This is a genomic window from Caecibacter sp. AF58-12pH5A (assembly GCF_027681725.1).
Classification (GTDB): Bacteria; Bacillota; Negativicutes; order Veillonellales; family Megasphaeraceae; genus Megasphaera; species Megasphaera hominis.
In genome coordinates, this window is sequence record NZ_JAQDBC010000029.1 from 1 (window position 1) to 26,363 (window position 26,363).

Annotated in this window: 26 protein-coding genes, 1 tRNA gene and 1 pseudogene; 8 read left to right on the forward strand and 20 right to left on the reverse strand. The window is 47.7% G+C overall.

Features of this window, described 5'->3' with window-relative positions:
* Positions 1 to 184 precede the first annotated feature (184 nt).
* The 3 genes from PGX44_RS10875 to PGX44_RS10885 are packed head-to-tail and all read right to left on the reverse strand — an operon-like array spanning position 185 to position 1,438.
* Entirely contained in the window at positions 185 to 385 is a 201-nt protein-coding gene (locus tag PGX44_RS10875) for a helix-turn-helix domain-containing protein (protein ID WP_498855392.1), read from the reverse strand.
* A 13-nt stretch (positions 386 to 398) separates the two neighbouring features.
* On the reverse strand, positions 399 to 1,205 hold the full coding sequence (locus PGX44_RS10880) for a phage antirepressor KilAC domain-containing protein (protein WP_498855393.1): 807 nt from the start codon (positions 1,203 to 1,205) through the stop codon (positions 399 to 401).
* A gap of 14 nt (positions 1,206 to 1,219) precedes the next feature.
* Positions 1,220 to 1,438 (reverse strand): helix-turn-helix domain-containing protein, encoded by a 219-nt coding sequence (locus PGX44_RS10885; RefSeq protein WP_498855394.1) that lies wholly within the window; start codon positions 1,436 to 1,438, stop codon positions 1,220 to 1,222.
* A 148-nt stretch (positions 1,439 to 1,586) separates the two neighbouring features.
* Here PGX44_RS10885 and PGX44_RS10890 point away from each other — a divergent pair.
* From PGX44_RS10890 to PGX44_RS10910, 5 genes and pseudogenes are all read left to right on the forward strand, one after another.
* Positions 1,587 to 1,754 (forward strand): annotated as a pseudogene (locus PGX44_RS10890) (helix-turn-helix domain-containing protein); the annotation flags it as partial.
* Positions 1,755 to 1,772: 18 nt separating this feature from the next.
* The gene (locus PGX44_RS10895; RefSeq protein ID WP_498855422.1) at positions 1,773 to 2,219 is read left to right on the forward strand and encodes a LexA family protein; all 447 of its coding nucleotides are present in this window, start codon (positions 1,773 to 1,775) and stop codon (positions 2,217 to 2,219) included.
* A gap of 33 nt (positions 2,220 to 2,252) precedes the next feature.
* Entirely contained in the window at positions 2,253 to 2,444 is a 192-nt protein-coding gene (locus PGX44_RS10900; protein ID WP_498855395.1) for a hypothetical protein, read from the forward strand.
* Between the two features lie 75 nt (positions 2,445 to 2,519).
* Positions 2,520 to 2,825, forward strand: a complete 306-nt coding sequence (locus tag PGX44_RS10905) for a hypothetical protein (RefSeq protein ID WP_498855396.1) — start codon at positions 2,520 to 2,522, stop codon at positions 2,823 to 2,825.
* Positions 2,826 to 2,977: 152 nt separating this feature from the next.
* On the forward strand, positions 2,978 to 4,096 hold the full coding sequence (locus PGX44_RS10910) for a tyrosine-type recombinase/integrase (RefSeq protein ID WP_498855397.1): 1,119 nt from the start codon (positions 2,978 to 2,980) through the stop codon (positions 4,094 to 4,096).
* A gap of 530 nt (positions 4,097 to 4,626) precedes the next feature.
* Here the strand turns inward: PGX44_RS10910 and PGX44_RS10915 are convergent.
* The 4 genes from PGX44_RS10915 to PGX44_RS10930 all read right to left on the reverse strand — a co-directional run bounded on the left by PGX44_RS10915 (position 4,627) and on the right by PGX44_RS10930 (position 9,831).
* A complete protein-coding gene (locus tag PGX44_RS10915) occupies positions 4,627 to 5,724 on the reverse strand; it encodes a pyridoxal-phosphate-dependent aminotransferase family protein (protein ID WP_498855398.1) in 1,098 nt (365 codons plus the stop codon).
* 174 nt (positions 5,725 to 5,898) lie between these two features.
* A complete protein-coding gene (locus PGX44_RS10920) occupies positions 5,899 to 7,392 on the reverse strand; it encodes an FGGY family carbohydrate kinase (protein ID WP_498855399.1) in 1,494 nt (497 codons plus the stop codon).
* Between the two features lie 21 nt (positions 7,393 to 7,413).
* Complete coding sequence (gene glpK, locus PGX44_RS10925) at positions 7,414 to 8,913, reverse strand: glycerol kinase GlpK (protein WP_498855400.1); 1,500 nt, start codon at positions 8,911 to 8,913, stop codon at positions 7,414 to 7,416.
* Between the two features lie 96 nt (positions 8,914 to 9,009).
* Positions 9,010 to 9,831 (reverse strand): DUF6597 domain-containing transcriptional factor, encoded by an 822-nt coding sequence (locus PGX44_RS10930; RefSeq protein ID WP_498855401.1) that lies wholly within the window; start codon positions 9,829 to 9,831, stop codon positions 9,010 to 9,012.
* Positions 9,832 to 10,202: 371 nt separating this feature from the next.
* Here PGX44_RS10930 and PGX44_RS10935 point away from each other — a divergent pair, with 371 nt between their 5' ends.
* Complete coding sequence (locus PGX44_RS10935; RefSeq protein WP_186502686.1) at positions 10,203 to 11,705, forward strand: APC family permease; 1,503 nt, start codon at positions 10,203 to 10,205, stop codon at positions 11,703 to 11,705.
* A 174-nt stretch (positions 11,706 to 11,879) separates the two neighbouring features.
* Here the strand turns inward: PGX44_RS10935 and PGX44_RS10940 are convergent, their stop codons facing one another.
* Both PGX44_RS10940 and PGX44_RS10945 read right to left on the reverse strand, forming a co-directional pair.
* The gene (locus tag PGX44_RS10940; RefSeq protein WP_498855402.1) at positions 11,880 to 12,287 is read right to left on the reverse strand and encodes a hypothetical protein; all 408 of its coding nucleotides are present in this window, start codon (positions 12,285 to 12,287) and stop codon (positions 11,880 to 11,882) included.
* The gene (locus PGX44_RS10945; protein WP_498855403.1) at positions 12,284 to 13,771 is read right to left on the reverse strand and encodes a Y-family DNA polymerase; all 1,488 of its coding nucleotides are present in this window, start codon (positions 13,769 to 13,771) and stop codon (positions 12,284 to 12,286) included. The genes PGX44_RS10940 and PGX44_RS10945 overlap by 4 nt, the downstream gene beginning before the upstream one ends.
* A gap of 253 nt (positions 13,772 to 14,024) precedes the next feature.
* Here PGX44_RS10945 and PGX44_RS10950 point away from each other — a divergent pair, with 253 nt between their 5' ends.
* Positions 14,025 to 15,020, forward strand: coding sequence for a site-specific integrase (locus PGX44_RS10950; RefSeq protein WP_186502683.1), 996 nt, complete (start codon positions 14,025 to 14,027; stop codon positions 15,018 to 15,020).
* Between the two features lie 83 nt (positions 15,021 to 15,103).
* On the opposite strand, the gene PGX44_RS10955 is transcribed toward PGX44_RS10950, so the two are convergent.
* On the reverse strand, positions 15,104 to 15,436 hold the full coding sequence (locus PGX44_RS10955; RefSeq protein WP_498855404.1) for a LysM peptidoglycan-binding domain-containing protein: 333 nt from the start codon (positions 15,434 to 15,436) through the stop codon (positions 15,104 to 15,106).
* 216 nt (positions 15,437 to 15,652) lie between these two features.
* Here PGX44_RS10955 and lexA point away from each other — a divergent pair, with 216 nt between their 5' ends.
* The gene (gene lexA / locus PGX44_RS10960; RefSeq protein ID WP_498855405.1) at positions 15,653 to 16,276 is read left to right on the forward strand and encodes a transcriptional repressor LexA; all 624 of its coding nucleotides are present in this window, start codon (positions 15,653 to 15,655) and stop codon (positions 16,274 to 16,276) included.
* Between the two features lie 139 nt (positions 16,277 to 16,415).
* On the opposite strand, the gene PGX44_RS10965 is transcribed toward lexA, so the two are convergent.
* From PGX44_RS10965 to rseP, 10 genes are all read right to left on the reverse strand, one after another.
* Entirely contained in the window at positions 16,416 to 18,431 is a 2,016-nt protein-coding gene (locus PGX44_RS10965) for a BCCT family transporter (protein WP_498855406.1), read from the reverse strand.
* A gap of 369 nt (positions 18,432 to 18,800) precedes the next feature.
* A complete protein-coding gene (locus PGX44_RS10970; protein WP_186502679.1) occupies positions 18,801 to 19,208 on the reverse strand; it encodes a CGGC domain-containing protein in 408 nt (135 codons plus the stop codon).
* 72 nt (positions 19,209 to 19,280) lie between these two features.
* Positions 19,281 to 20,630 carry a hypothetical protein gene (locus PGX44_RS10975; RefSeq protein ID WP_498855407.1) on the reverse strand — a complete coding sequence of 450 codons (1,350 nt, stop codon included), beginning with the start codon at positions 20,628 to 20,630 and terminating at the stop codon, positions 19,281 to 19,283.
* A gap of 125 nt (positions 20,631 to 20,755) precedes the next feature.
* Positions 20,756 to 21,205 (reverse strand): universal stress protein, encoded by a 450-nt coding sequence (locus PGX44_RS10980; protein ID WP_498855408.1) that lies wholly within the window; start codon positions 21,203 to 21,205, stop codon positions 20,756 to 20,758.
* Between the two features lie 3 nt (positions 21,206 to 21,208).
* Positions 21,209 to 22,366, reverse strand: a complete 1,158-nt coding sequence (locus PGX44_RS10985) for an ABC transporter permease (protein WP_498855409.1) — start codon at positions 22,364 to 22,366, stop codon at positions 21,209 to 21,211.
* Complete coding sequence (locus PGX44_RS10990; RefSeq protein ID WP_498855410.1) at positions 22,344 to 23,456, reverse strand: HlyD family secretion protein; 1,113 nt, start codon at positions 23,454 to 23,456, stop codon at positions 22,344 to 22,346. The genes PGX44_RS10985 and PGX44_RS10990 overlap by 23 nt, the downstream gene beginning before the upstream one ends.
* A gap of 71 nt (positions 23,457 to 23,527) precedes the next feature.
* On the reverse strand, positions 23,528 to 24,010 hold the full coding sequence (locus PGX44_RS10995; protein ID WP_288201311.1) for a MarR family winged helix-turn-helix transcriptional regulator: 483 nt from the start codon (positions 24,008 to 24,010) through the stop codon (positions 23,528 to 23,530).
* 120 nt (positions 24,011 to 24,130) lie between these two features.
* Positions 24,131 to 24,196: transfer RNA gene (locus PGX44_RS11000), tRNA-OTHER, on the reverse strand.
* 52 nt (positions 24,197 to 24,248) lie between these two features.
* Positions 24,249 to 25,307: a flavodoxin-dependent (E)-4-hydroxy-3-methylbut-2-enyl-diphosphate synthase gene (gene ispG / locus PGX44_RS11005; protein ID WP_498855411.1), complete on the reverse strand. Its 1,059-nt coding sequence runs from the start codon at positions 25,305 to 25,307 to the stop codon at positions 24,249 to 24,251.
* Between the two features lie 18 nt (positions 25,308 to 25,325).
* The gene (gene rseP, locus PGX44_RS11010) at positions 25,326 to 26,351 is read right to left on the reverse strand and encodes an RIP metalloprotease RseP (RefSeq protein ID WP_498855412.1); all 1,026 of its coding nucleotides are present in this window, start codon (positions 26,349 to 26,351) and stop codon (positions 25,326 to 25,328) included.
* Positions 26,352 to 26,363: the final 12 nt, after the last annotated feature.

Sequence of the window (26,363 nt, forward strand, 5' to 3'; positions counted from 1 at the left end):
CCCGCCGAGGAACAAGCATCCGGCTATAGCGGTATCCGCTTCATCCTGCAGGGAAACGATTTCCTGCCAGGCCCGTTCACTGATGTCGGGCTCTATTGGCTTCTGTTCTCCCGGCCGATGCCTGGAATTAATCCACGGCTCAGGCTGTGGTAAATCATGCTGTTTCATACTTCTTCCATCCTCCTTATTCCTGAATAGGAATCACGTTCTGTTCTGCAATCCACTGGTCCAGGGCCTTATCACTGAACAGAACGCGCCGCCCGATTTTCATGGACGGGATTTCCTTCCGCCGTGCCATGCGGTACACCATGTACCGCGAGAACATCGGCTTACCATCCGGCCCCGTGAAGTATCTTTTGATGACATCATCTACACAGAGAATCATGGTATCCGCCTCCTTATACTGCCTCTTCGTCGTCCTGCTCAATCATCGGCAGGACTTTTTTGCCTTTCAGGAATTCATACAGGAAGAGCCGCCCTTTCTGTGTCCATTCCGTCTCGATATTGCAGTCCGGCCGCCCGTCGCTGTGCCGGAAGGCTAACGTCTTGCTGTGCGTGTAACCTTTCGCCTGATACTTGGCGTACAGGAACCACTGCTTACCGATTTTGTAGATGACCCCGTATTCATGGAGCAGGCGATTGAATGCCGCCGCACTCATGCCATAGTCTTTGGCTATCGCTGTTGTTGGTACCGTCCCTTTACTGGCAAGGATGCGGTCTGTATAGTCGGCTTTCGGTTTCAGCTCGCCAACCATCTGTTTGTATCCTGCCGCTTCCAGTTCGGCTGTCTTCCGCGCCGCTGTTTCTTCCTTGAGCCGCTGTGCCAGCTTGATGAGGGTGTCCGGATTCAGCAGAGCTTCTTCGACTTTCTCCGGCGTCAGATATCCGCCATGCTTTCTGATAGCAGGTAGTACTTCGCTCGTGACCCAGTGCTTGAACTTCTTCGCCGTCGGGAGCTTCGAGCCAAATACCAGACTGTAGACACCGGATTCATTGATAATATACATTTCGCGGTTCTGACCTGAGTCGGCAAAACGCCGGGTCAGCTTATCTTCTACATCAACGTGCTTCTTCATGGCATCAGACGTATCCTTATATCCAAGAATTGAAGCGACGTCTTTGCCAACAAAATAAGGTTCCCCGTTAATCGTAAGTGTTTTGATTTCCCCGAATTCAGGGTTTTTGAAAATTTGCAGTTCATTCATACGCTTGCTCCTTTCTAATTAATACGTGTATTCCCGTCATTTTGCTTTAAAAAATTGAGGTCGATATCCAACACTTCAGCTAACTTGGATAAAACCTTGAGGCTTGGAGTATATCGACCTCGTTCAACATCCGCATAATAAGCGCGTGTAACGCCAACTTTGCTGGACAATTCCATTTGAGTCAGTCCAGCTTTTTCGCGAGCTTCTCTTAGAGCTTCTCCAATTTTATTCACGTATTACCACCTCCTTATACTGGTATTTCCGTCTACATGCATAGTGTATAGTATTTCCGTCATTTTGTCAATGGTATTTCCGACATTTTTATATTATAATTACCTTAAAAGACGGAATTACCGCACAAATAATAAGGAGGCGCTATTTATGAAGAGCATTGGCGAAAGAATAAAAGGAGCTAGAAAAGCCGCGGGATTGACACAAGTAGAGCTTGCCAAAAAGACAAAATTATCTCGCTCGTATATAGGAGATATTGAAAAAGATAGATATAATCCCAGCGTCTCAACATTACAGTTAATTGCAGATGCAACCAATAGTTCGCTAGGAGCTTTATTGCCAACAGGAAACTCACCAGACACGGACCCTGACCCGGATTCCGGCCGTGGTGTCCGCATCCCCGTGCTGGGCCGTGTCGTGGCTGGCATCCCCTTGGACGCTATCGAGGAAGTCATAGACTACGAAGAAATTCCGAAAAGCATGGCCGCAACGGGTGATTATTTCGCCCTGCAAGTCAAAGGGGACTCCATGCTTCCCACGCTTAAAGATGGGGATGTCGTCATTGTCCGGAAACAATCGAACGTCGATTCTAGTGACATTGCCATTGTCCTGGTCAACGGTAACGATGCCACGATAAAAGAAGTCAAAGAATCTCCAGAAGGGATCACATTAATCGGCCATAATGTAGCAGTCTTTACGCCTCACTTCTATTCCAATAAAGAAATCGAAGAACTGCCCGTCCGTATCATAGGAAAGGCCGTAGAAGTCCGTAGAAGGTTATAATATTTTATTTTTATATTAGAAAGGGGTTTTATTATGAGTCACAAATTTGAATTCATAGGCGGTAACGTCCCTAAATGTGAGCTGGCCCGGGAAGACCATCAAGACTGCCTGCGCTATGTGGACCCTAAAGCCGGTTTCCAGTACATCCCATTAGTTGGTAACATTGCCAGCCTTCAAACTGTTACAGAAGAAAACAAGAAAAGCTTCCTGGGTAAAGCAGGCTGAGGCCTTGTCGGCGGCCTGGCTCTTGGTGGCGTCGGTGCTATCGCTGGCCTTATCGCCGGTGGCAATAAAAAAGAAATGGTCATCGCTATGTCGATGAAAACAGGCGAAAACATCATGGCTACTGTCAACCAGGACACTTTCAAATGGCTCCTAGGCATATATTCCACACCTACCGAAATGGTCCCGATAAAGTCGATATCAGACAAGCTTAAAGAACAAAAAGAACGTCATAAAAAGACACAGGAAGAATATAAAGCGGAAATGGAAAAATGGAAATCAATGCCGCCTGAAGAACGTGAAAAGTTAAAGAGAAAAAGCCATCTGATCCTGATTTGTCTTGCCATCATTATTATCTGTGTCATCTACTTAATCGTAAAATAGGCAACAAAAAAGCGCCGGCCAAATTGGTCGACGCTGCATAATCTTGACGCCAGGAAAGCAGCTTCCCGGCGTCCCCTGTATTGTTGGTGGAAACTCGGCAGTGAGTTTCTTTTATATTGTATCATCCCAATGTGGAGAAAGGAAGGTTTATTATGGCTCATTGTAGAAAAAAAGGCAATCGCTGGTACTATCGCCTTACATGGACCGACGAAAATGGCACACATAGAGCTGAACGCGCCGGCGGCGATACGAAGACAGAATGCATGCAGGCCTGGCGGGCCGCTATGGTAGAGATCCAACAGCGGGCCGCTGTCACGATGCCGAAATCCATGACGTTCCGTGTAGCTCTCGACGAATGGCTCGAAAAGGCCGTCCGCATCAACGGCAAACAAGCCACTATCGACGCGTACACCAGTGTGGTAAAGATTCACCTGGTCCCGGACCTTGGCAACGTCCCCATTAAGAAACTATCGTCGCGGATGCTTCAGGATTGGCTAAATGGAAAGAGTGCGAAGTATAGCCGATCGACGGTCCATTCGTTTTTTGCCGTCCTTCGGTCCGTATTCTTCTGGCTAGTCAATAACCGGCAGTACCTTGCTGACAATACCATGGCCCGCGTCAAGATGCCGAAATTTGACGAACTGCCAAAACCGATACGTGTCTTTACGCCGGATGAAATGCAGGCCATTTTCTGCCGCTTCCCTTCTTCCCATCGTTTCCATCTTCCTATTGCTTTGGCGTATTATGCCGGCCTCCGTCTCGGCGAATGTCTGGCCCTCACCTGGAACGGCGTCGACCTGGAAAAAGGCACACTGACGATTACATCGACAATGTATGACAAGACAGGCTTGCCGACTCGCGCCAGGACGCCGAAGAGCAGTCACGCGGCCCGGACCATCACCTTCGGCCATAAGCTGAAAAGGGAATTGACCCAGAAACAATGGCAGCAAAAAGAAGCCCGCTTCCAGGCCGGTGCGCTGTACAGAGACGGTCCGAACAGCGGCTACGTCTGCGACCGCGGCGACGGCGGCCCCATGACGTCGAACAATATGAAATTCTTTGGCATGTGGTGTAAGGAACAGTTCGGCAGCGGCAGTTTCCATTGTCTCCGGCACACTCATGCCACGATGCTCCGCGAACAAGGTGTAGGTCTCGATTATATAGCCTCCCGCCTCGGCCATTCCAGCATGTACACCACGGCCAAATACTACGACGCGATTACAGACAAGCGCGAAAAAGAAGTCGTCGAGCTCATCGATAAAGTTTTCTGACTTCCCACAATCAGGCCCATTGTGGGAAGATTTGTGGGAAAAATGTCATCAAGCGGCATGGTTAAGCGGTTTAGAACTTAACGTTAAATTATCGTAAGTAATTTAAAAACGAAAAAAGGAGGCATTTCAGCCAATTTTGCCAGATTTTCCCATACTGCTCCTGTTTTCTGGTTTACTATCAAATTACGTATGACGTTTCTTATTGTCACGTTACTCTCTGATCTGTCTCAACCTTTTCGGAACTTAATATACCTGTTATGCTGTTAGCGGCCATTGCCACTTCAATTGACTGCAGCGTCTTAGCTACAAGCCACGCCAACAAATCCTTGGCTGCAGGTCTTTCCGTATTGTCAGTCCTTTGTATTTATTGTTTATATAATGTCCTGTAGTTTCTTTGCCGGCTTGTATTGTTCCTTTAGTATTTCGTAGTTTCTCTTTTCATTCTCAATGATTTCTCATTTTGTTGATTCATGCAAAAACGCTGGTTACAGACGATTCTCTGTAACCAGCGTTTTTGTGTGGCGCTTTATTTATTTTTTCAACTTGTTGACAACTGTTTCAAATACTTCCAGCATGTTGTAGCAATCCTGTTCATAGATTTCACCCATGTTGGCAACCTGAATCATGTTTTGTTTGCCATAATCGCCTTTGCCGATATAGAACGTATAGCCGCGTTTAGCCATTTCAGCCAGGAACGTCGGTGCATCTACACCAGCCGGCAGGAATACGGAGGTAACCGTGTTGGACAGGTGATCCTGCAGGAGGAAACGGCAGCCTAATTTAGCCAAGCCTTCACGAATGATAGCAGCGCAGGCTTTATATCTAGCGATACGGCCTTCAAGGGTTTCGTCTTCTACGATATTGGTCAGAGCTACGTTGAGCGGCCAAAACAGGTTTACGTTCGGTGTGTTCGGTGTCTGGTGAGCTGTAACAGCACTCTGATAGTGTTTGTAAAGGCTCAGGTAGACATTTTTGCACTGATCTGCTGTAAGGCTTTCCAGAATTTCTTTCTTAGCGCAGATATAGGCACTGCCAGGGAATGCACCCAGGCATTTACCGCCAACGGACGTGCAAATGTCGATGTTGTCACGAACGACGTCGATATCTTCACCGGCAGCAGCCGATACGCAGTCTACATAGAGAATCTTGCCATATTTCTTGCAAAGCTTGCCGATTTCCGGAATCGGGTTAATCATGCCGGTCGACGTTTCATGGTAAACGACGGCAACAACTTTGATCAGGGGATTGTCGGCGAGTTTCCGTTCGATGACATTGAGATCAGGCAAGGTTGCCCATGGGAAATCAGCATCGATGAGAGGAATCTTGTATTTATCGATGAGTTCGAGCAAGCGTTCGCCAAAGACACCGTTGTGTACCAAGAGGATGGCTTCGTCACCTTTAAACAAGGAAGACAGTACTGTTTCATTGCTGGCTGTGCCAGAACCGGAAACGACGAGGCTGTAATAGGATTCGTCTGCCCGGAATAACTTTAAGATTTTTGCTTGCGTATCCTGAAACATTTCTTCAAATTCGGGGCTGCGGTGGCAAATATCATAGTGCAGAAGGGCGTGGCGAACATTATCTTTTACCATTACGGGACCAGGGCTGAATAATTTTGTCATACTCATTGTAAACTGCCTCCTATACGGAAAATAAATACTTTTGCACAATTTAATCAATAGGATGCAACCGGTTTGTTCCTTTGATATTCCTTTGATAATTGTATTATAAAGCCCCGTATAAGGAGTAACAATGAAATTGGTACAAACAAGAACTACTAATATCTATGCATTCCAGCTAGCCTACGTTTCAATCCAAAATTTGGCTCGTTGCACGGATCTATGCCACTCATAGACCAAGGCATCGCGTTCATCAGCCGGCATAGCTGGTTCATAGACCTTGCGGACTTGCCAAAATTCCTCAATAGCCTGCAACGAATCATAGTCACCAATGCCTACGGCGCCCATAAAAGCTGCACCAAAAGCCGTACTTTCTTCAATAACAGGTAATTCTAGAGGGATTCCTAAGATATCTGACTGAAATTGCATGAGAAAAATGTTTTGTGTCGCTGCACCATTACAACGCATGACGGTGATGGGAATAGATGTATCCCCTGCCATGGATGCTAAGACGTCGTTTACCTGGTAAGCCGTCGCTTCCAAGGCAGCTCGTACGACATGCGCTCGTGTCGTATGTGTATTGATGCCGATCATCATGCCCGAGGCGTACGAGTCCCAATGGGGAGCGGCCAGGCCATTAAAAGCCGGTACAAAGTACAAGCCGCCGTTATCGGGGATAGATTTCGCCAAGGCTTCGCTGTCTTTAGGTGATTCCATGATTTGGAGAGAATCGCTCAGCCATTTAGTAGCCGCCCCGGTCGTATAGACACCGCCATCTAAGGCGTATGTCGTATTGCCGTTTACCTGCCAGGCTACGGTAGGCAGCAGGCCATACTGCGAATCAACGCATACGTTACCGGTGTTCATTAGCATGAAACAGCCTGTGCCATAGGTTGTCTTGATCATACCCGGATGGATACAGGCCTGGCCAATTAAGGCGGCCTGCTGGTCAACTAAGATGCCGGCAATAGGAGCCTGGATACCTAAAAAATCCAGGGGATCCGTTTCACCATAGATCTGGGCGCTGTTACAGATTTCCGGCAGCACATCAGCTTGTAAACCAAAAATCTCTGCTAGCTCATCATCCCATTTCTTTTCTTTTACATTGTATAAGAGGGTACGCGACGCCGTTGAGGGTTCTGTGACGTACACCCGGCCGTGGCTCATCTTCCAAATGAGCCACGTGTCGAGAGTACCGGCCATGAGCCGGTTTTCTTCCATTAATTCTTTTGCTTTGGGCACATGTGCCATAATCCAGGCATACTTGGCGGCACTAAAATAGGTGTCGACCATGAGCCCTGTTTTTTCTTTGACCTGGTCGTTATATTGCCAGGCAAGTTCTTCAATTTCTCTGACGTTACGTTTATCCTGCCAAACAATACAAGGGTAGACAGGCTCACCTGTCCGGGAATCCCAAACAATGACCGATTCCCCTTCATGGTTAATGCCGATGGACAAGATAGAGTCCGTTTCCGCATTGGCAGCCTTCATGGCCTTGGCCGTTGAACCTAGTACGGAACGCCAAATGTCTTCCACCTGGTGTTCTGCCCAGCCCTTTTTTTCTGAAATGACAGGCAACGCTTCGTAACCGCTGGCAATGACATTCCATGCGCGGTCAAATAATAACGTTCGCGTACCTGTTGTACCTTGGTCAATACCCATGTAATATTTTTTCATTATTTATAACATCCTTACATTTTACGAATTTACAGCCCAATTGCGGGACCGTTCTACGGCCCGATGCCATTCGCGAAGCATGTATTCCCGTTGGTCCTGTTTGAAAGTCGGTTCGTACCGGCGTTCTAATTTCCACGTATATTTTACGTCATCTAAGGAATTGAATTCGCCAATGCCTAAGGCGGCCATAAAGGCTGCCCCTAAGGCTGTCGTTTCTTTGACGACAGGTACTTCGACAGGGATACCCAGAATATCGGATTGGAACTGCATTAAAAACTGATTATTGCTGGCGCCACCATCGCAGCGCATCAAGGGAATTTTGCTCTGTGTATCTTTTTCCATGACATCTAACAAATCCTTGACCTGATAGGCTGTCGATTCCAGCGTGGCCCGGACGATATCTTCCCGGGTTGTGCTGCCCGTAATGCCAATCATCATGCCACGGGCGTAGGAATCCCAGTAGGGTGCCGCTAAACCTGTAAAAGCGGGCACAAAGTACACGCCATTTGTATTGTCTATACTGCTGGCAATGGCATCTGTATCGGCAGCTGCTTCGATGATCTGCAGACCGTCACGCAGCCATTGTGTTGCTGCACCTGAGATATATACGCCTCCGTCCAGAGCGTATGTTTCTTTTCCGTCTATACGCCAGGCAACCGTTGGCAAGATACCATTTTGAGAATCGACGATATGATCGCCTGTATTCATAAACATGAAGCAGCCTGTACCGTACGTTGTCTTGATTTTACCGGGCATGGTGCAGCCCTGGCCCAATAAAGCAGCCTGCTGGTCATTTAAAACGCCGCTGATGGGCGCAGCAATACCTAAGAAGGAAGCCGAATCCGTATTGCCGAAGACATGATTGCTGTCGCAGATGGTCGGCATGATTTGCTTGGGAATACCGAAGAGTTCCAACAAATCTTCAGCCCAGTCCTGTTTTTGAATATCATACAACATAGTACGGGAGGCAGTCGAACCATCTGTACAATGAATCTTGCCGCCAGACATCTTCCAAAGTATCCAGGCATCCATATTACCGGCACATAAGCGTCCTTGCTGCAATAATGACGATGCGTTTTCTACATGCTGTAACAGCCACTGTAATTTGGTGGCGCTAAAATACGAATCTACAGGTAAATGAGTGCGCTCACTAATTATCTTACCATATTTTGACCGTATTGTATCGCAATACTCTGCAGTTCTTCTGTCTTGCCATACTAAAGCGTGGTATACGGACCTTCCGGTTTTCTTATCCCAAAGTACGACTGTTTCTCCTTCGTGATCAATGCCGACACTGATAATTTCGTTGCCCGTAGCACCTACCTGTTCCATAGCTGAAAAGACTGCCCGCTGTACACACTGCCAGACGTCATCAGCGTCATGTTCGACCCACCCGTCTTGCGGATAAAATAGTTTTTCTTCACAATATCCGCGGGATGCCTGGTTCCAGTGGCGGTCAAAAAGAATAGCCGTAACACCCGTCGTGCCTTGATCAATGCCTAAGTAATATTTTTTTTCCATTCTACAATCCCTCCTACTATATATTTTTGATATGCTGCCAAAAATGGCAAAAAAATAGCACGACCCAAAACAGGGCATGCTATATGTAAAGCGCTACTACAAGGTAGTTGCACGGAGAAAATAAGGGGACTTGAATTCGAGCATAGATGAATCTGTATCCATCAGCCGTTCAATGCGGCTCATATCTTTTAAGCCATAGTTTTTTAATTCATAAGCTGTACAAAAGAGAAATTTGCGATAGACCCGGTTCATATGCGTCTGGTCTACATAGCCATAGGTGATTGATGTATCCAAAAGTGATTTGGGACGGGTTTCCAAAATAGATTGCAGAGACGCATTCAGTTGATATATCTGGCAATACATCTTGGTAGCGACACCGACGTGTTGCAGAAAAATCCGGCTTAAATAGCGGGTTGTACATTCTACTTCATCGGCGAGGCTTTGGATTTTCAGAATACCTTCACGATCTTTTATAAAATCGATACTTTTCTGTAATTTTTCGTTGACATAAAAACGCTTGCCGTCAAGCTTGTCTACGAAGCGTTGTAAAATGATATTTCTTTCATGAAACGATTCTGCATAGCGCATGGGCTGGCACAGTTTTTCCAGATTCGGTACCCACTGCCCCATGGGAACGGTCTGGTCTGTCAGCTCGCTAACATCGATATGAGAAAAGAAACGAAATGCTCCTGCACGTAAGCGCACACAATAGGCGGTCATTTTGGGTGGCACGACTAGTTCTCTTAATACGGTATTGCATCCCATCACTTCGCCATGGGCGTGTGCTCCTAGCATAAATATGAGCGTCACACACCCTGTTGGCACGACAGGATATTTTATTTCTTGATCTTTACGATTGCTGATTTCATAACTATCTAACAAGAGCTTGCTAAATTTAAAGGGGAGGCGAAAAGACACGGTGTTTAAGACCGTATTTGGCTTCTAAAAGAGTCGGTACAAAACTAGGCGAAAGAGTTTGTCCCGTCATGACTTGTCGATTACTAATGTAAAGAGCCATCTTCGTTCCCTCCTTTTGAACTTACATAGATTTTACCATGACCAGAGAGAGCCTGAAATTCCGATTTATACCAATTTTTAATTTTTTATAGAAATTGACGCTTTTTTCTAAAAAAAGCTATGTTTTAAATGCATAGGTTTTTATTTTTTAATTAATAATTTGCAACAATTCCGTTTTATACCAAAATATCTATGGCAGAGATGATATAATCTCTTCAAACATTTGAAAAACGCTTTTCTACGGTAATTTATCATGTTAGGAGGTACAGATTATGCAAAACTCAACAGAAACATCTCCGGCAACGACAGAGCATTTAACGCGAGCCTGGGGATTACCGGAATGTATCACTATTTCCGCAGGATCGATCATTGGTGTCGGTTTGTTTACCGTTGGTTCATCGCAGGTAGGTATTGTTGGGAGTTCCATTATCGTCGCAACGATTATTTCGTTTTTATTGGTTCTTTGGCCAGCCGCTTTATACGGTGAAATGGGCGGTTCCTTACCTTTTGCCGGTGGCACCTATTCCTATGCGAAACGGGCACTCAACTATCCGACGGCTGTTTTTTGCAGCTGGAACTGCACTGTCGCCATGATTGGGATTGCTGGTGCCAGCGCGTTAGCCTTTGCCAGTTATTTTAAATGGCTTCTTATTTCTATCGGTATTCCCTATGATGTTGATGATCGCGTAGCCGCTGTCGTTTGCATCGCTGTATTTGGTTATATCAACTACCGGGGCGTCGAATTCACAGGTAAAGTACAAAACGCTTTTATGTATTTCTTTTGGACCATGTCGGCAATCTGGTTCTGCGTCGTCTTAAAGGATGTAGATTTCGCAAATTTCATTCCTCTCATGAGTGGGATTCCGGCCGACTTCTTCGTCTTTGCCAAGGTTATCCTCATGGTTTGGTGGTGCTTCGCCGGTTTTGAAACACTTGTTGGGATGGGTGGCGAAGTCAAATTCCCACAAATCAACATTCCTCGTGCCTTGACGCTGACACCATTTATTGTCTTTGCCATTAATGCCTTGTTCTTCTGGTTCATCACCGGTCTGACACCGCTGGAATCGCAACCCATGCTGACTGATTCGGCAGCACCGTATGCGACGTCGTTACAGCTGGCCGGTATCGTTGGCCTGCCACTGATCATCCTCTGCGTAGGTATTACCTTTGGTGGTAACATTGGTGCTATGAATCCGACCATTGCCGGTCCATCCCGGTATATGTACGTTATGGCCGAAGACGGTTGCTTCCCAAAGATTTTCGGTAAGCTCCATCCGAAATATAAGAATCCGTATATTTCCGTTATTACCGTCAGTGTCGTCGCTATTCTCCTGATTCTGACTGGTTCTATCGCCCTGATCGCTGCCATGTGCGCTTTTTCGCAGATGATCTGCTACATTATTGGCTTCATTTCGTATATCATGTTGAAGAAAAACAGTCCGGAACTGCCGCGCTATTACAAAGCGCCGCTGGGAATCTTTGGTGCCTGCTTCAGCGTTGTTACATTTGCTGTATTGATGGTTCTCTCCGTTGATATGGATGCTCTTCCCTATAACATTGGTTTTTGTATCTTATGTCTCTTATATTATTTCTTCTTCGTACGGAAACGGACGAAACCGGTCATGTCTGAAGAAGAATATCGTTCCGAAATGGTAGCTCCTACGGCAGAAGAAAAGAAAGCCCTGGATAAACAGTACAGACATTGGCAAATGGGTGCCTATGGTGTATTTGCTCTTTCACTGGTCATGTACGCTGTTGCTATCATCATGCACTAAGGTTACATCGAACTTCTCTCATACAGCATACCTGCAGTAATGTACCGTATGCGTAACCCAAAAAACACTCCCTGCGTAGTGACAGGGAGTGTTTTTTGGTAATTAATTCGTTAATTTCTAAGGAACAAATGTTTACTGAGAGAATTTCGAGCTCAATAAACATTTGTTCTAATTCTATTCTTCTTCGAATCCCAATCCATAGATGTCGCAAACGTCTATTTTTACGTTATTTTCCAGGTATAGAATGTGTTGCGTATAGTCAATACGCCGAATACAGGTAGTCCGTGTTTCGTATGTCCCGCCTGGCTTATTTGGGTCTGGCCGAAAATAGGTAATCCTTACGGGAGTGTGTGCCAAATCTTCTTTTTCCAACTGCTGTAGGATTTGGTCCAGTTCGGCTTTTTGCTCGTCTGAGAGGATTTGTCGTTCTGCTACATAGCGGCTCGTTTCTGCAATCGCTTCTTCATAGCCTGTGAGGGCCGCAAAGGGAGCGAACTGGGCGGCCCGTTCTTGGAGGGTCATGGCCTGATGGCGGCGGATGCCACTGTAGGGAAATTGTACGAGGCGTTTGTCCGGTTTCATGCCTTATGACCCCCTACTTGGCCGTTTCGTTCTCGTGTCATGGCACCTGCTTCAAAGTTGCGGCCCTTGATGAGGGCGTTTTTACCATATTTCTTTTGGATTTGCAGAATAGCCCGCTGGCGTTTCCGTTCCCGCGTTTCATCATCGTACAAGATCGTTCCTGCCGGTTCGGGAGCGGCAAAGAGATCGACAGCCTGATAGACAGCAGCCTTAGTTACTTCCGTTTCCTTCTGGACATTAGCAGCGACAACTTGAACCCGGCGGATCCAAAGTCCTGGCGTAATAATCTTATCGTAGAGCTGCAGCATGGCTTCTTCCAGTGCCTTAGACGATGACGTATAGTAGCCCAGGTGGATTGTACCGTGAGCGTGTTTGGGAATACGCCGGCCATAATGGTCGCAGACGGTAGGCCCTGTATACGGAATATCCTGCTGGTGCAGGTTTTTTCTGTCATAGCCGATAGTCAGGACGAGCTGTTCTGTCAAAAGCTGTTTATCGACCAGATCTAACGACAGAAGGTCTGTCATTTCCCAGACGATGAGACGGCCCTTTTCCGTGTCGTACGGGCAATGCAACACCTGTCCGGCACCAAGGCTGTGCTGGCGTGGCTTGTAGGCTTTGATCTGGGCTAAGGTACACGGTTCAAAACCCCAGCTATGATCGATGAGGAGCTCGGCATTGACGCCAAAGAGGCGGAACAGGAAATCTTCGTGTTCTAAGGAGCAACGGGCAATGTCGTACATCGTGCAAGGGCCGTTTTCTATGAGCTTTACAGCATAGCCCGTACCGATGCGCCAAAAATCCGTCAAGGGCTGATGGAGCCAAAGCTTTTCCCTGTACGTGTATTCATTCAGTGCGGCAATGCGGGCACCATTGGCATCCGGTGCCATGTGCTTGGCTTCAATATCCATGGCGATTTTGGCTAAATAGAGATTGGTGCCAATGCCGGCCGTTGCCGTAATGCCCGTTTCCTTGAGGACATGCCTGAGAATCCGTTCGGTAAGCTGCCGGGCCGTTAGGCCGTACATGGGCAAATACGCTGTGACATCCATAAAAACTTCATCAATGGAATAGACGTGAATATCTTCTGGTGCCACGTAGTGCAAATAAATCTGGTAAATACGCGTGCTATAGGCCATGTATAAAGACATGCGCGGCACGGCCGTAATGTAGTCGAGCTGCCAGTCCGGATGCTGGCGCAGGAGCGTATCGTCTGTCGTAACGCCGGTAAAGACGTGATTGGGAATTGCTAGCAGGCGCTTGGCGTTCAGTTCACGGACCTGACGGATGACTTCAAAGAGGCGCGGTCTGCCTGGTACACCATAGGCCTTGAGGGACGGAGATACAGCCAGGCATATGGTCTTATCTGTACGGCTGGCATCAGCGACGACGAGGTGTGTCGTCAGCGCATCGAGGCCACGCTCACGGCACTCGACAGAGGCATAAAAGGATTTCAGATCGATGGCTATGTATGTCCGCGACACGATGAACACCTCTTTTTTTGATTCCGATAATAATACTAAAACAGGAAATAGTTTATTTTATCCCTTGAAATACCTTACTATATCATGCTATGATGCAATTGTGATTATCGGAAGAAATAATAATAAAGAAGCTCACAATACGTATTTCTTCCGGCATGGCAAGGAAAATATATAGAACACATGTTTAGTGAGGACCTAAAAGGCCTCGACGAACAACTGTTCCGCACGTATTACCTTGAGAAGGAGGCTTTTTATGGCAAAAGATGGCATGGAACACTTTTATATTGGCCGCCCGGAAGTAGTGGCACAAAACGAAAAACTGACAGACAAGGCCCGGCAAAGCATTTACATTGCCCGGGCTGATAATACAATCGATGCCTACCGGGCCGATTGGAAGGATTTTTGCGCCTGGTGCATCTATCATGAAGAATCGTACTTCCCGGCAGCGCCAGAAACGATCGTCAACTATATCAACGATCTGGCTGATAATGCCAAGGCCAATACGATTGCCCGACGTATTTCAGCGCTAACGGAAAACTACGAAGCAGCCGGTTTAAGTGACAAGAATCCGTGCCGCAGTCCTCTCGTCCGCAATGCCCTGCGTGGTATCAAGCGTATGAAGGGAACGCTCCAGCACGGCAAGGCACCCATTCTCTTTGACGATATTAAGGAAATGCTCCAGTGTATCGACGGCGATGAGCTCCTCCAGGCGCGAGACAGAGCGATTCTCCTCATCGGCTTTTATGGCGCCATGCGGCGCTCAGAAATCGCCGGCCTCGACGTCGAAGATTTGAATTTTACGCGCTTAGGCCTTTTGATTACCCTGCGTAAGTCCAAAACGGACCAGTTTGACCAAGGCCAAATGATTGCCATTCCCTATATCGACGACAAGGAAGTCTGTGCTGTCACGGCCTTGAAGCATTGGCTCGATCTGAGCGGCATTACAACAGGGCCGGTATTCCGGGGTTTTACAAAGGCGCATACGATCCGCAAGAACCGTATTTCCGACAAGAGTATTGCCCTCATCGTCAAGCATTACGTCGGTCTCATGGGCATGAATCCTGATGAGTACGGAGCTCATAGTTTGCGTCACGGCTTTGCTACCTCAGCAGCTATGCAGCACGTAGAAGAGCGACAGATCATGCGGCAAACGCGGCATAAATCCCAGGCTATTGTACGGCGCTACATCGATGAAGCAGACCGCCTCATCGATAATCCCATTTTCAAAATTACAGGTGGCAAGAAGTGAATTTCCCCTCCTATAGAGGATAGGGGTCTTCTGCCTAATTATGATAAAAAGCAGGCGGTAGAACGAACCGCCTGCTTTTTTGCTTACGGTGCAGCAAAGGTTTTCCGCACCGTATCTGCCCGGCTGGCCGTAACAGGAATCTGTAAGGTCTGGCCAGGATATATTTGCTGATCGTGATTCAGATGGTTCGTTTCTATAATATCGTTGACAACCGAGCGAACGTCGGTCTTATTATCAGCGGCAACAGAGGCAATTTGCCAAATCGTATCTCCGTTCTGTACACGGATAGGAACATATTGATCATTAGTATGATAGGTCATGCCCAGCTGGGTTACGGCTAAGAGAAGGATTGCTGTCAATACTGCATATTTCCCTGTTCTAAGCCAATTTTTCTGTGTTTTTCTTTTCTTTTTCATGTTCGTCACCTCGGCTATAAAGAGCGGTTTACATAGAAACGTATGTTTCAAGAACTACCGTTTTATGAACACTTGTTTGTTGATGTCTCTATTATACCGACGAACGCACGTTCCGTCAAGAGCAAAAATAGCAAAATGAAAAATTTATGAACAAACGTTTGAAATTTTCCCTTATATACGGTATAATAAGAACAAATACACTAGGGAGTGATTACGATGCAGAATAGAGAAAAAGATTTGACTACGAGACAGCGCCAAATTCTTGAATATATCCGCGAATGCGTACATAAATATGGATATCCCCCTTCGGTACGGGAAATCTGCAAATCCGTGGGCCTGTGCTCTACTTCGACGGTCCATGGCTATCTGAATAAATTGGAAGAATTAGGCTTTATCCGTCGTAATCCGACGAAAAACAGAACAATCGAACTCTTGGACGAAGGCTCTTGGCGTTCCAAAAAGATCGTTCCTATGCCCCTGCTGGGACAAGTGCGGGCCGGGATGCCTATTTATGCAGAGGAATGTGTGGAAGACGTCTATCCTTTTGCTGCCGATTTTCTCGGCGATAACAGTGAAGATCATTTCATGCTTACCGTCGTCGGCGACAGCATGATCAATGCCGGTATCCAGGACGGAGACCTGTTGATCGTACGCCAGCAGGAAACGGCAGAAAACGGAGATATTGTCGTCGCCCTCATCGGCGACGATGCCACAGTAAAACGCTATTTCCGCGAAGAAAAACGGATTCGCCTGCAACCGGAAAATCCGGAATATACACCGATCTACACGGATATTTGCCACATCCTTGGCAAAGTTCAGGGGTTGATTCGTCGTTTCTAATACGCAGTTCTTGTACGGGATGATAAAAAAGCTGTACCAACAATGAAATTTCTTGTTGGTACAGCTTTTTTGGTGCAGTTCATCGAATTGTACTTTTTATGTCACAGAATGCCCGTTTCGTAACGTAAGCGCTTCTCTTCTAGTCTTCCGGTTCATACAGGAACAGCAAGTGTTTTTTATCGGCTGCAAGTTTGGTGAAACGATCGTACTGCCGCAGGACATCGATGATCAATTCATCCTTTTTCATGTAACGTACAGGATAACCAATGCGGCCATCGGCAAAGTAACTCATAGGAATATAAACGATATTATCGTCGATTTGCGGCATGGAATCATTATTAGCGGCAAATTCCGATACAGCGTTACGTTCGCATTGGATGCCGTAAATGAAGTTGCGCATGGACGGCTGTTCAATGACGAATTCGGCCCGTGGTAACGGCCCCATGATATCGTAACGTACCTTGGCTTCCACACCGTACTTCTTGATTTCTTCAGACAGCTCTTCAAAGGCCGGTACGGCAGTTTCTTGAATGAACTGCTTGGCGTTGTTCAGATCCGGATGGCTGACCATTGAGTTCAGGCGATCCTTCCAAAACGAGCCTGTCCAGTAGGATGTGCACGCCGAGAGGCCACGGCCGAAATAATCTTCATCGATGACCAGGCCTTTAAGCAGGCAGAAACACAGGACGATCAAAATCACTAAAAATGGCAGGGACATAACCATGGTCGTGGCCTGCAGTGCACCTAAACCGCCCGTATAAAGCAATAAGATAGCCAGGGCAGCCAAAACGATACCCCAAAAAGCACTCTGCCATTTGGGGAATTTGATACCACCTGACGAGGCAATCCCGTTGATGACGAAGATGCCTGAATCGGCAGATGTGACGAAGAACAGAGTAATGATCACAATGGACATAATCGATGTAATCTTGCTGAAAGGCAAATAATTCAAGAATGTAAACAAGAGTGCTTCAGTCTGGCTGGCCATGGCTGAAAGGGTGCCGCCATTGACCTGGTCTGCCCAGATCGCCGTATTACCAAAGACAGTCATCCACAAGAGATTGAATACCGTCGGCACCAGAAGAACGCCTAAAATAAATTCCCGCACGGTCCGGCCGCGGGAAATCTTGGCGATAAACATGCCGACAAAGGGTGCCCAGGAAATCCACCAGGCCCAGTAAACGACGGTCCACGACGTAAACCAGCCTTCGTTTTGCGGATCGTAAGCAAAGGTGCGGAAACTGAGCGGTATAATGTTGGACAAGTACGCACCCAGGTTTTCAGTAAAATCGTTGAGGATGATAATCGTCGGGCCTACTGCCAGTACAAAAAGCATAAGAAATAAGGCCAGGCCCAGGTTGATTTCGCTCAGGCAGCGCACGCCTTTACTGACACCGGAAATGGCAGAAAGGATAGCGCAGGTCATAAAGACGATAATAATGCAAATCAGCGTGCCCATATGAGCTTCACTGATCAGCCCTACTTCCTTAAAGCCTGAGGCCAGCTGCATAGAACCATAGCCTAATGTCGTCGTAATACCAAAAATCGTACAGGACAAAGCGACAACATCGATAAAGATGCCAATAGGACCATTTACTTTATCCCGCAAGAGCGGATAAAAGGCGCTGCGTACGGTAAGGGGCACGTGATAGCGGAAACCAAAATAGGCCAGTGCCAGGCCGAGGACGCCGTAAATGGCCCAGGCATGAATCCCCCAGTGAAAGAACGTATTGAGCATAGCCGTTTTTGCCTGGGCGTTAGCCGATAAGCCTTCATGAAGCGGCATGGCGTAGTGAGAAATCGGTTCGGCTACGCCAAAGTACATGAGACCAATGCCCATACCGGCAGCAAAGAGCATGGCAATCCACGAGAAAAAAGGATATTCCGGTTCTTCATCATCATTTCCCAGGCGGATACTGCCCAAGTTGCTGACACAAAGAACGAGTAACAATATAACAAAAAACGAGACGCCCAAAATAAAGAGCCAGCCCCAGGATGTAGTGATCCATTGCTTGGCTGCATCCAGGTAAGCCCCTGTCGTAGCAGGGAAACAGGCGCAGCCAATAACGACAGCCGCTATAATGAGCAGTCCCGGAATCGTAATCCAGGTATTAAATGTAGTAAGAGAGCGTAGCCGCTCCAGTCGGTTCCTCATAGAATTCCTCCCTTGATATCTAGAAGGCCCGTATGACTGCATAGGTGAATAACGGCAGACCTATCGCGCCTAGTAGAATTGCATTTTTATGTATTTTACTCACTTATTATACCATAATAATTTAATTTTATCAAATATAATATTGATATAGTATATATGATAATAATTAGTATATACATAATTAATATTCATTTACAGGCATTTTACAATTTAACTACCATAATTTGTATCTTCATTTCTCACTTCAACGATATGAAGAGTACTATTCTCTCTGCAGTTAATGCATAATATATGCGTTTTTGAGCAACTCTTGATAAGGCGCAAAAAAAGCACCCGTCAAAGTGACGGATGCTTTTTGCGCTAAGGGACTTAGCCATTCCATTCTTTGTAAATACCTGCGGCTCTCTTTTCGGTGGATTTTTTGGAAACATACGATCCCAAGACGACAGGAAAGCCTTTACGTTCGATAATATCGTGCATATACTTGCGGAACGGACAGGGCGGACGGTGATAGTTGTCAGAAACGAGACACGAAGCCAAATGAACGACCACATCCTCCTTATTTTCCTGGTATCGTCTCAGCTTACGTGTCAGATCTTCCAGCTTACCGGCTAAGCCGGCACCACAGCAGCCGCCACACGTAAACGGTAAATACCGTGTATCTGCCGGATAGTCCGCAAAGGGACCGGTCCGATCAAAAAAGGTTTTCATACAGCCGTACCCGGCGCAGCGTTTACAGACAATATCACATTGGACGACAACGACTAATTTAGACATACTATCACATTCCCCTCTTTTTTTAGTTTCTTTATACTATAGCATGGAGAAGGGAAAATAGCCAGTTTATTTTTAGGCTTGTGCCTGCTTTGCCAAGCGCTGGAAAAATCTCATCTGATACTCATTGTATGTACCTTTTACGACGTGGGCACTGCCACTATCGGCTGTATCAATCATGTCCATAAGAGACTGTGTCTTTTTCTCCGATAATCCAGGCAGCCACTTGGCATCGTCTATATAATTCTGTAAGGCCGTTCTGGCCTGGTCATATTCGCCACGGTAAAAGTACCAGCGCACGGCACAAATAGTCCGCAAATCGGCTGTAAAGGGAATATCTGCCCCATAGCATTGCCACGCAGCGGCAAATTTTTCCAATTCCCGCTGGCTGTAATAGAGACGGAACAAGGCAGCATACATATGAGTAAAGCCTGTAACAGGCTGTTTGTCCAAACGGCGCTGCCTGTCGATTTCACAGGCATACGTATAGTAGCGTTCAGCCCGTTCTGTATCGTCTTGAGGCAAATCACTCAGCCTAAGAGTCACAGCGCATTCATAGGCCTTGCCAAGAGAATAATAAATGTCCCCGGCCTGTGGCGGGTAGGGCTGGTTTTGATGCGCTACGGCTACCAGATCTTCTGCTATTTCCGGCAGCCCGGCACCCTTGCGGGCCTCTTCCAGGCCATAGAGAACCCAGCGCAGGATTTGCTTGCGTTCTGCCTGTTTGGCCGCCTTAGGCGGCGAGGCAAGGACCATGAGGAATTCCTTCTGCAGCCATGATTGGCCTTGCAAAAGCGCCAGGCCGCACCGGCCGATATTGTAGCAGGTCTTATGAAAGAGACGCTCGTGCCGTTTTTGGTCTTCTGCCGACAGCTCTTTCCAGCCACGCAAGATCTGGGAGAATTGGGAGAAGGCTTCTTCCTTCAGCCGCTTGCGCTTAGTCATAGGCCAGGTCAGGCAAAAGTCTTCTGCTGCCCGGTATAAGAGGTACGCATAGCGGAATGAATCATATAAGGATGCATCCTGTTTGAGCAAGTATTCATAGCAGGTAAAGGCCTTTGTAAGGTATGTCTCACGCTTTTCCCGCTGGCACCTGGGAAACTTCTTGCTGATCTGGGTGTACTGTAAATACTCACTGTAATAGACATAGGCAACGCAACGGACGCTCATAGACTCCTTATCCTGGGTTTGGCATTTCTTGGCCAGACGTAAGGCTTCGTAGGTCAGGCCTATGTATTTTTCATAATCATGGCCCCAAAGAGCAGCCCGTAAATAGACGTAAGCCAGACGGCATAAATAACTTACAGAGGTGGTCATAGCTTCAGGAATCTGGTCTGTTGCACCTAACGATTGTAAGGGACCGGCCCATTCCCGGCTGCTTTCCGCATATTGTAAAATCGTGTTGATTTCATTCTTCTGTTTCACAAATCTACTCCTTCATACCTTATTCCGGCCGGTATCATTACGTTGAGTATATAAGAAAAACATAACAGAAGGATGAGTACCAGATTAAAAAAGAATGAGAAAATAATGAAAATAAAATGAGAAAATCAGCGTACGATCATGACCGGGCAGGTGCAGCGCAGGATGACATATTGGCTTACACTGCCCAAAATCATCTGTTTCAGCCGTGAATAGCCGCGGCTGCCGATAATAATCAGGTCAAACTTCTCTTCTTCACAAAATTCCACCGTTGTCTTGGCTGGATCGCCAATTTTGACGACGGTCCGCAAGGGCATGTCCCGCGGTACGTCGCGGACCATTTCTGTAAGCAGCTCATAGCCCTTTACCTTGAGCTCAGACGGCACGTAGCCGCCGGTACTGACCTGTTCAAAGGAATTGATTTCCTTGTTCAAATCGACGACGTTCAAAAGAGTCAGTGACGCACCACAATGGCCAGCAATGTACACCGCCTTGTGTAAGGCCCGTCGTGATGGCTCTGAGCCATCGACGGGAACGAGTATGGAATTCAGTTCTTCATCTTTCATTTCTTCTACCATAGGTTATGTCTCCTCTTGCGTATGGGCGACTGCCTGGGCTTGTTGTTTTAGCAGGCCCTGACGGGCATGGCGGAAGACCAGGCAAAAGACAATAAGTAACGTAGCAAAATACAATAAAAACTGTCCTAGTGTTTGGGCAATGTCGCCGAAGCCGGCACCACGGACAATAATATCCCGTGTAAATTCGTATTCCCATGTGAGCGGGAAAAAGTGGGCTACGTGCTGGACCCATAAGGACTGCTCGACAATAGGGCTCGTGGCACCGCCAAGGATGAAGCCGCCTGGAATAAAGAGAATCATACGGCTCGACGCGACGCCCGGATTCGCGGCATTCCAGCCAAACAGGAGACTCATCGTACCTACGGCAGGAATATAAAAGCATTGTGTCAGCAGGAACAAGACGTAGCTGCCGGAAAAGTTCATATCATTGAAGAAATGCAGAATGACCATGCCGATGACCAGGGCCGTCATGAGACAAAAGCAATACGGAATGAGGCGGATGAGAATGCCAAAGGGGGTGCCATGCAAGAGCTCATGCTGGAGTTGGCCCGTCATGCGCAGGCGCGGCACCATACCGATGGTAGCAAAGGTAAAGAACATAGACGAGAAGAAAAAGAGGAAGCCCTGGACTTCACCATTATTTGCTGCCGATCCTTGTGGGTTAAAGAGGAGCCGGTCCCGCAAAGAAATACCGGACTCGACACGGCTTCCTTCCGTTCCAGAGAGCTTGGCATTTTCAGCGGCTACAATTTCGTTGAGGGCCTCCATGACTTCAGCCGACTGGGCTGTGCTCGTATTATCATAAAAGACGCCAATAGCGCCGCTCTGCGACCCGTAGCGCGTTTTTTCCAGGTCCTGAGGTAAATAGATAACGGCAACGTACCGATCGTTGTAAAAGAGTGATTCCGGCGATACAGCCGTATGAATGATATCTTTCACGTCAATGAAGGGCGACGAGTCGATTTCGTCGATGATTTCCCGGCTATAGCGGGAATTATCCCTGTCAATGATGGCGACTGGCGCATTGTGGATGGTGTTGTTCCCCAGTAGTATCGTAAAGACAACTGCGCAGACGACAGCAACCATAATAGCGACCTTTTCATAGGGCATACCTCGTCCGGAAAAGAGAAAGGCTATTTCATCCTTTAGAGAATGCATCATTTTTCACCTCGATCGTCAGCCCCGGCATGATATCCTGGCCGGGATCCGTGTAGATACGGATTTGGAAAGCCGAAAGGTCGGCCTGGCCTTTTTCACGGGTCATCTTCAAATTGGCAAATTCCGGCGCCTGCGTAATGAGGCGGATTGTACCGCGTACAGGGTCACCTGTGGCGACAGAGGTACCGGTCAGTTCTTCTCCTTCGTGGAGCTGGGCAGCCTGTTTTTCACTGACGTAAATATCGTAATAATAGCGTTTGCTTTCGAGAAGAATAACCGGTGTATTAGCCGTAATCATTTCCCCTTGCTTAGCGATAATCTTCAGAACCTTGCCGTCTTCCGGTGCCCGCAGGGTGAGACGGTCCTTTTGCACATACAGTTCCTGGAGCGTCGTTTCCAGCTGTTTCTTTTGCGCAATGAGAGCGTCGACGTCGTTATTCTTGTTGGCGTTCGTCTGCCGGGCTTCTTCGATTTCCGGCAGCTGCAGCGAATCCGTGTTGCCGTTGTCCTGGGCACCGCCTAAGAGCTTTGAAAGGGCTTGTTTTTGCTGTTCCAAGGCGGCCTGGGCTACTTCCAGAGCCTTCTGGGAGTCATCCATATCCTGACGGGAAATAGCGCCCTGTGAAAGGAGCGCAGATTTACGATTGTAGTCGATTTGGGCGTTACGCAGCGTTGCTTCAGCTGAGGTGATAGCAGCCCGCTGGGCATCGATGCCGCGATAGCTTTGTTCCTGCTGTGTATCGGTCTGGCTGTAACCAATGCGGATGGTACCATTCATAGAGCGGATTTGCGCGTCTAGCTGGGCAATCTGGGCCTGTGTCTTTTGAATGGAAAGGTCTGTATCCGTGCTGTCTAGCTGCATGAGGATATCCCCTTTCTTTACTTCCTGGGCTTCTTTTACATTTTCACTGATCAGCCGGCCGCTGACAGAATCAAAGGATACTTTTACCTGCTCTGCCGTAAGGATACCGTCTTTTTTGCGAATTGCCTGGGCTAAGGCATCGTTGCCCTTGAACATGAGCAAAATGCCGCCAAGGATAATGACACAAATGAATAAAATACCGATTTTCATGGCTCTAGGTTGTATGTTCATAGTCTTTTCCTCTTTCGTATAATTAGCTAGCTAACTAAATAAGCAGGAAAACCCTATCACAAGGGCCTGTCTCAGGTAGTAAGCTTTTGCAGGAGGCGGATAACTTCGTCTTGTTCCTCCCGGTTGAGCTTCCCCATGAGGCGGGAAATGCGCAGATAGTGATTGGGCAGGATTTGGTTCAGATAGGCGCGGCCGTGCTCACTCAGGCGTAGTATCTTTCCCCGTTTATCCTTTGTGTCGCTCTCGATTTCGACCAGGCCATCCCGGGCCATACGCGACGTCATGACACTGATCGTCGCTCGGGTGACGCCGGTCTTATCGGCTAAAACCGACGGGGCAATGCCGTCCGGGTTTTGGTGCAGCACGATGAGGACACGCAGCTTTCCTTCAGAAATCTGGTATTCCCGCTCAATGACATCGCCAATGTTGGCCCGGATTTCCTCAGACGCCTGGATAATGCGCAGCATGGCCAGGACGGATAAGGGATCGATTTCCGGAATCAGCTTGGCATGTTCTGCCAATTCTTCCTGCGTAGGAAATACTTCCATTTTCATGATTTTTCCCTCCTTATTAGTTAGCTAACTAATCATATTGTATAACGAAAGGGAAAAAAATTCAATACAAAAAAGGGATTGTGCAAAAAACAATTGCTTGTCCTCTACACAATCCCTTGTAGCATAGACCCGGATTTGAACCGGGGCTTCCTCTTTCAAGGCTTGCTCCCTCTACAATATCCATGCTTTTCACTTATTATATACCTGTTTCGGCACGGCTTCAATACGAACGGAACCGTCACAAGGATTTTTTGATTTCTTCCAAGAGCGTGGCGACGAGCTGGTCTTCCGGCACGGTACGCAACACTTCACCGTGGGAAAAGACGATACCTTTGCCATTGCCGCCGGCAATACCGAAATCAGCTTCCCGTGCTTCTCCGGGACCGTTGACGACGCAGCCCATGACGGCTACGTGGAGTGGCTTTTGAATGTCCTTGAGTGCCTCTTCTACCTGTTTGGCCAGGTTGATGAGCTGGACCTGCGTGCGGCCGCACGTAGGACAGCTGACCAGAGTCGGACCAAACTCACGTAAGCCTAGGGAACTGAGAATAGTCTGGCCGGCTTTGATTTCTTCTGCCGGATCATCTGTCAGGGAAACGCGGATCGTATCGCCAATGCCTTCATACAAGAGCGTGCCAATGCCGATGGCCGATTTGATACTGCCTTCGCGGATCAGGCCGGCTTCCGTAACGCCTAAGTGCAATGCGTACGGTACCTGTTCTGCCAGGCGTTCATATGCCTCGATCATGAGCGGCACCTGCGATGACTTCAGGGAAATGACCATATTCGGGTAGTCCATCCGTTCCAGGATACGGATATGCCGCAAAGCCCCTTCTACCATGCCATCTGCCGTCGGATGACCGCCGTACGCAGCCAGGATATCGGCTGGTAAGGAGCCACTGTTGATACCGATACGGATGGGAATATGTTTGGGCCGTACCTTGTCGACGACTTGGACGACCTTGTCGTCACCACCGATATTGCCCGGATTGATACGCAAAGCCTGGACACCGCTATCGACGGATGCCAAAGCCAGGCGGTAGTCAAAATGTATATCTGCCACGATGGGCACAGGCGACGCAGCGACGACGTCTTTCAGCCCTTTGGCAGCAGCCATGTCCGGGACGGCAAAGCGGATGATTTCCGCGCCAAAGCCGGCCAAACGCTGGGCATCGGCAATGGCCCTGGCCGTATCGGCCGGGCTCACTGTAGACATGGTCTGCACCGAAATAGGAGCCGTACCACCAATGGTAACGTTGCCAACCTGAACGGGCAGTGTGTTTCTGCGTTTGATCATAATTACAAAACCTCAAATTTAGAATAAACGGTTAAAGTCCTGTACCATAGCAAAGAGGAACAATAAGCCCAGGAGGACCATACCGACAATCTGGATATAATAGAGCGCCTTTTGGGGCATTCTATGTCCTGTCACAGCTTCAATGAGCAATAAGATAATATAGCCGCCATCAAGCATAGGAATAGGCAGGAGGTTTAAGATACCCAGGTTGATACTGAGGAAGGCCGTGAAGAGCAAGAGGTTGATAAAGCCTACGGATGCAATCTGGCCTGCCAGCTGGGCTACGCCAATAGGTCCGGCCAAATCAGCCTTTTCCGTGCCGACAATCATGCCATACATGCCCGTAATCATGAGCTTACATATTTCGCCTGTCCGCACGACAGCTAAATAAGCAGAATCAAAGAAGCTGTGCGTTTCCTTCGTAATGACCGGTACGACACCGATGACAGAATGACGCGACTGGTTATCATACTTCGGAACCATGTCGAGATCGAGTTCCTTGCCATCCCGGTTTACGACGACAGTAACGACGCTGCGGCTATGTTCTGCTACAGCCTTAGAAATATCGGACCATTCATGAATCGGTGTACCGCCAATAGAAACAATGCGGTCGCCGTCTTTCATGCCACTGTTGGCAGCAGCGGAATTATCTACGATAGAACCGACAACCGGTTCTGTAGACACGGTCGTACTGCCGACAGTAAACATGACGCCCCAAATGAGGAAAATGGCCAGAATAAAGTTCATGGCCGCACCGGCAGCAATAACGATGAGCCGGTAGCGTACCTTTTTCTTCAAAAACGACCTTTCATTCATTTCTTCCTGCTCGCTCATCCCCTGAATACGGTTGAAGCCGCCTAAGGGAATAGCCCGCAAGGAATACAAGGTGGATCCATATTGAATACTATAGATTTTGGGTCCGAAGCCGATAGCAAACTCATCGACTTGCATGCCGGACAATTTAGCCGTAAAGAAATGCCCAAATTCATGGACAAAAACGATCAAACTAAAAACAAAAATCGTTGCTGCTATTGTGATACCCAATATACAAACACC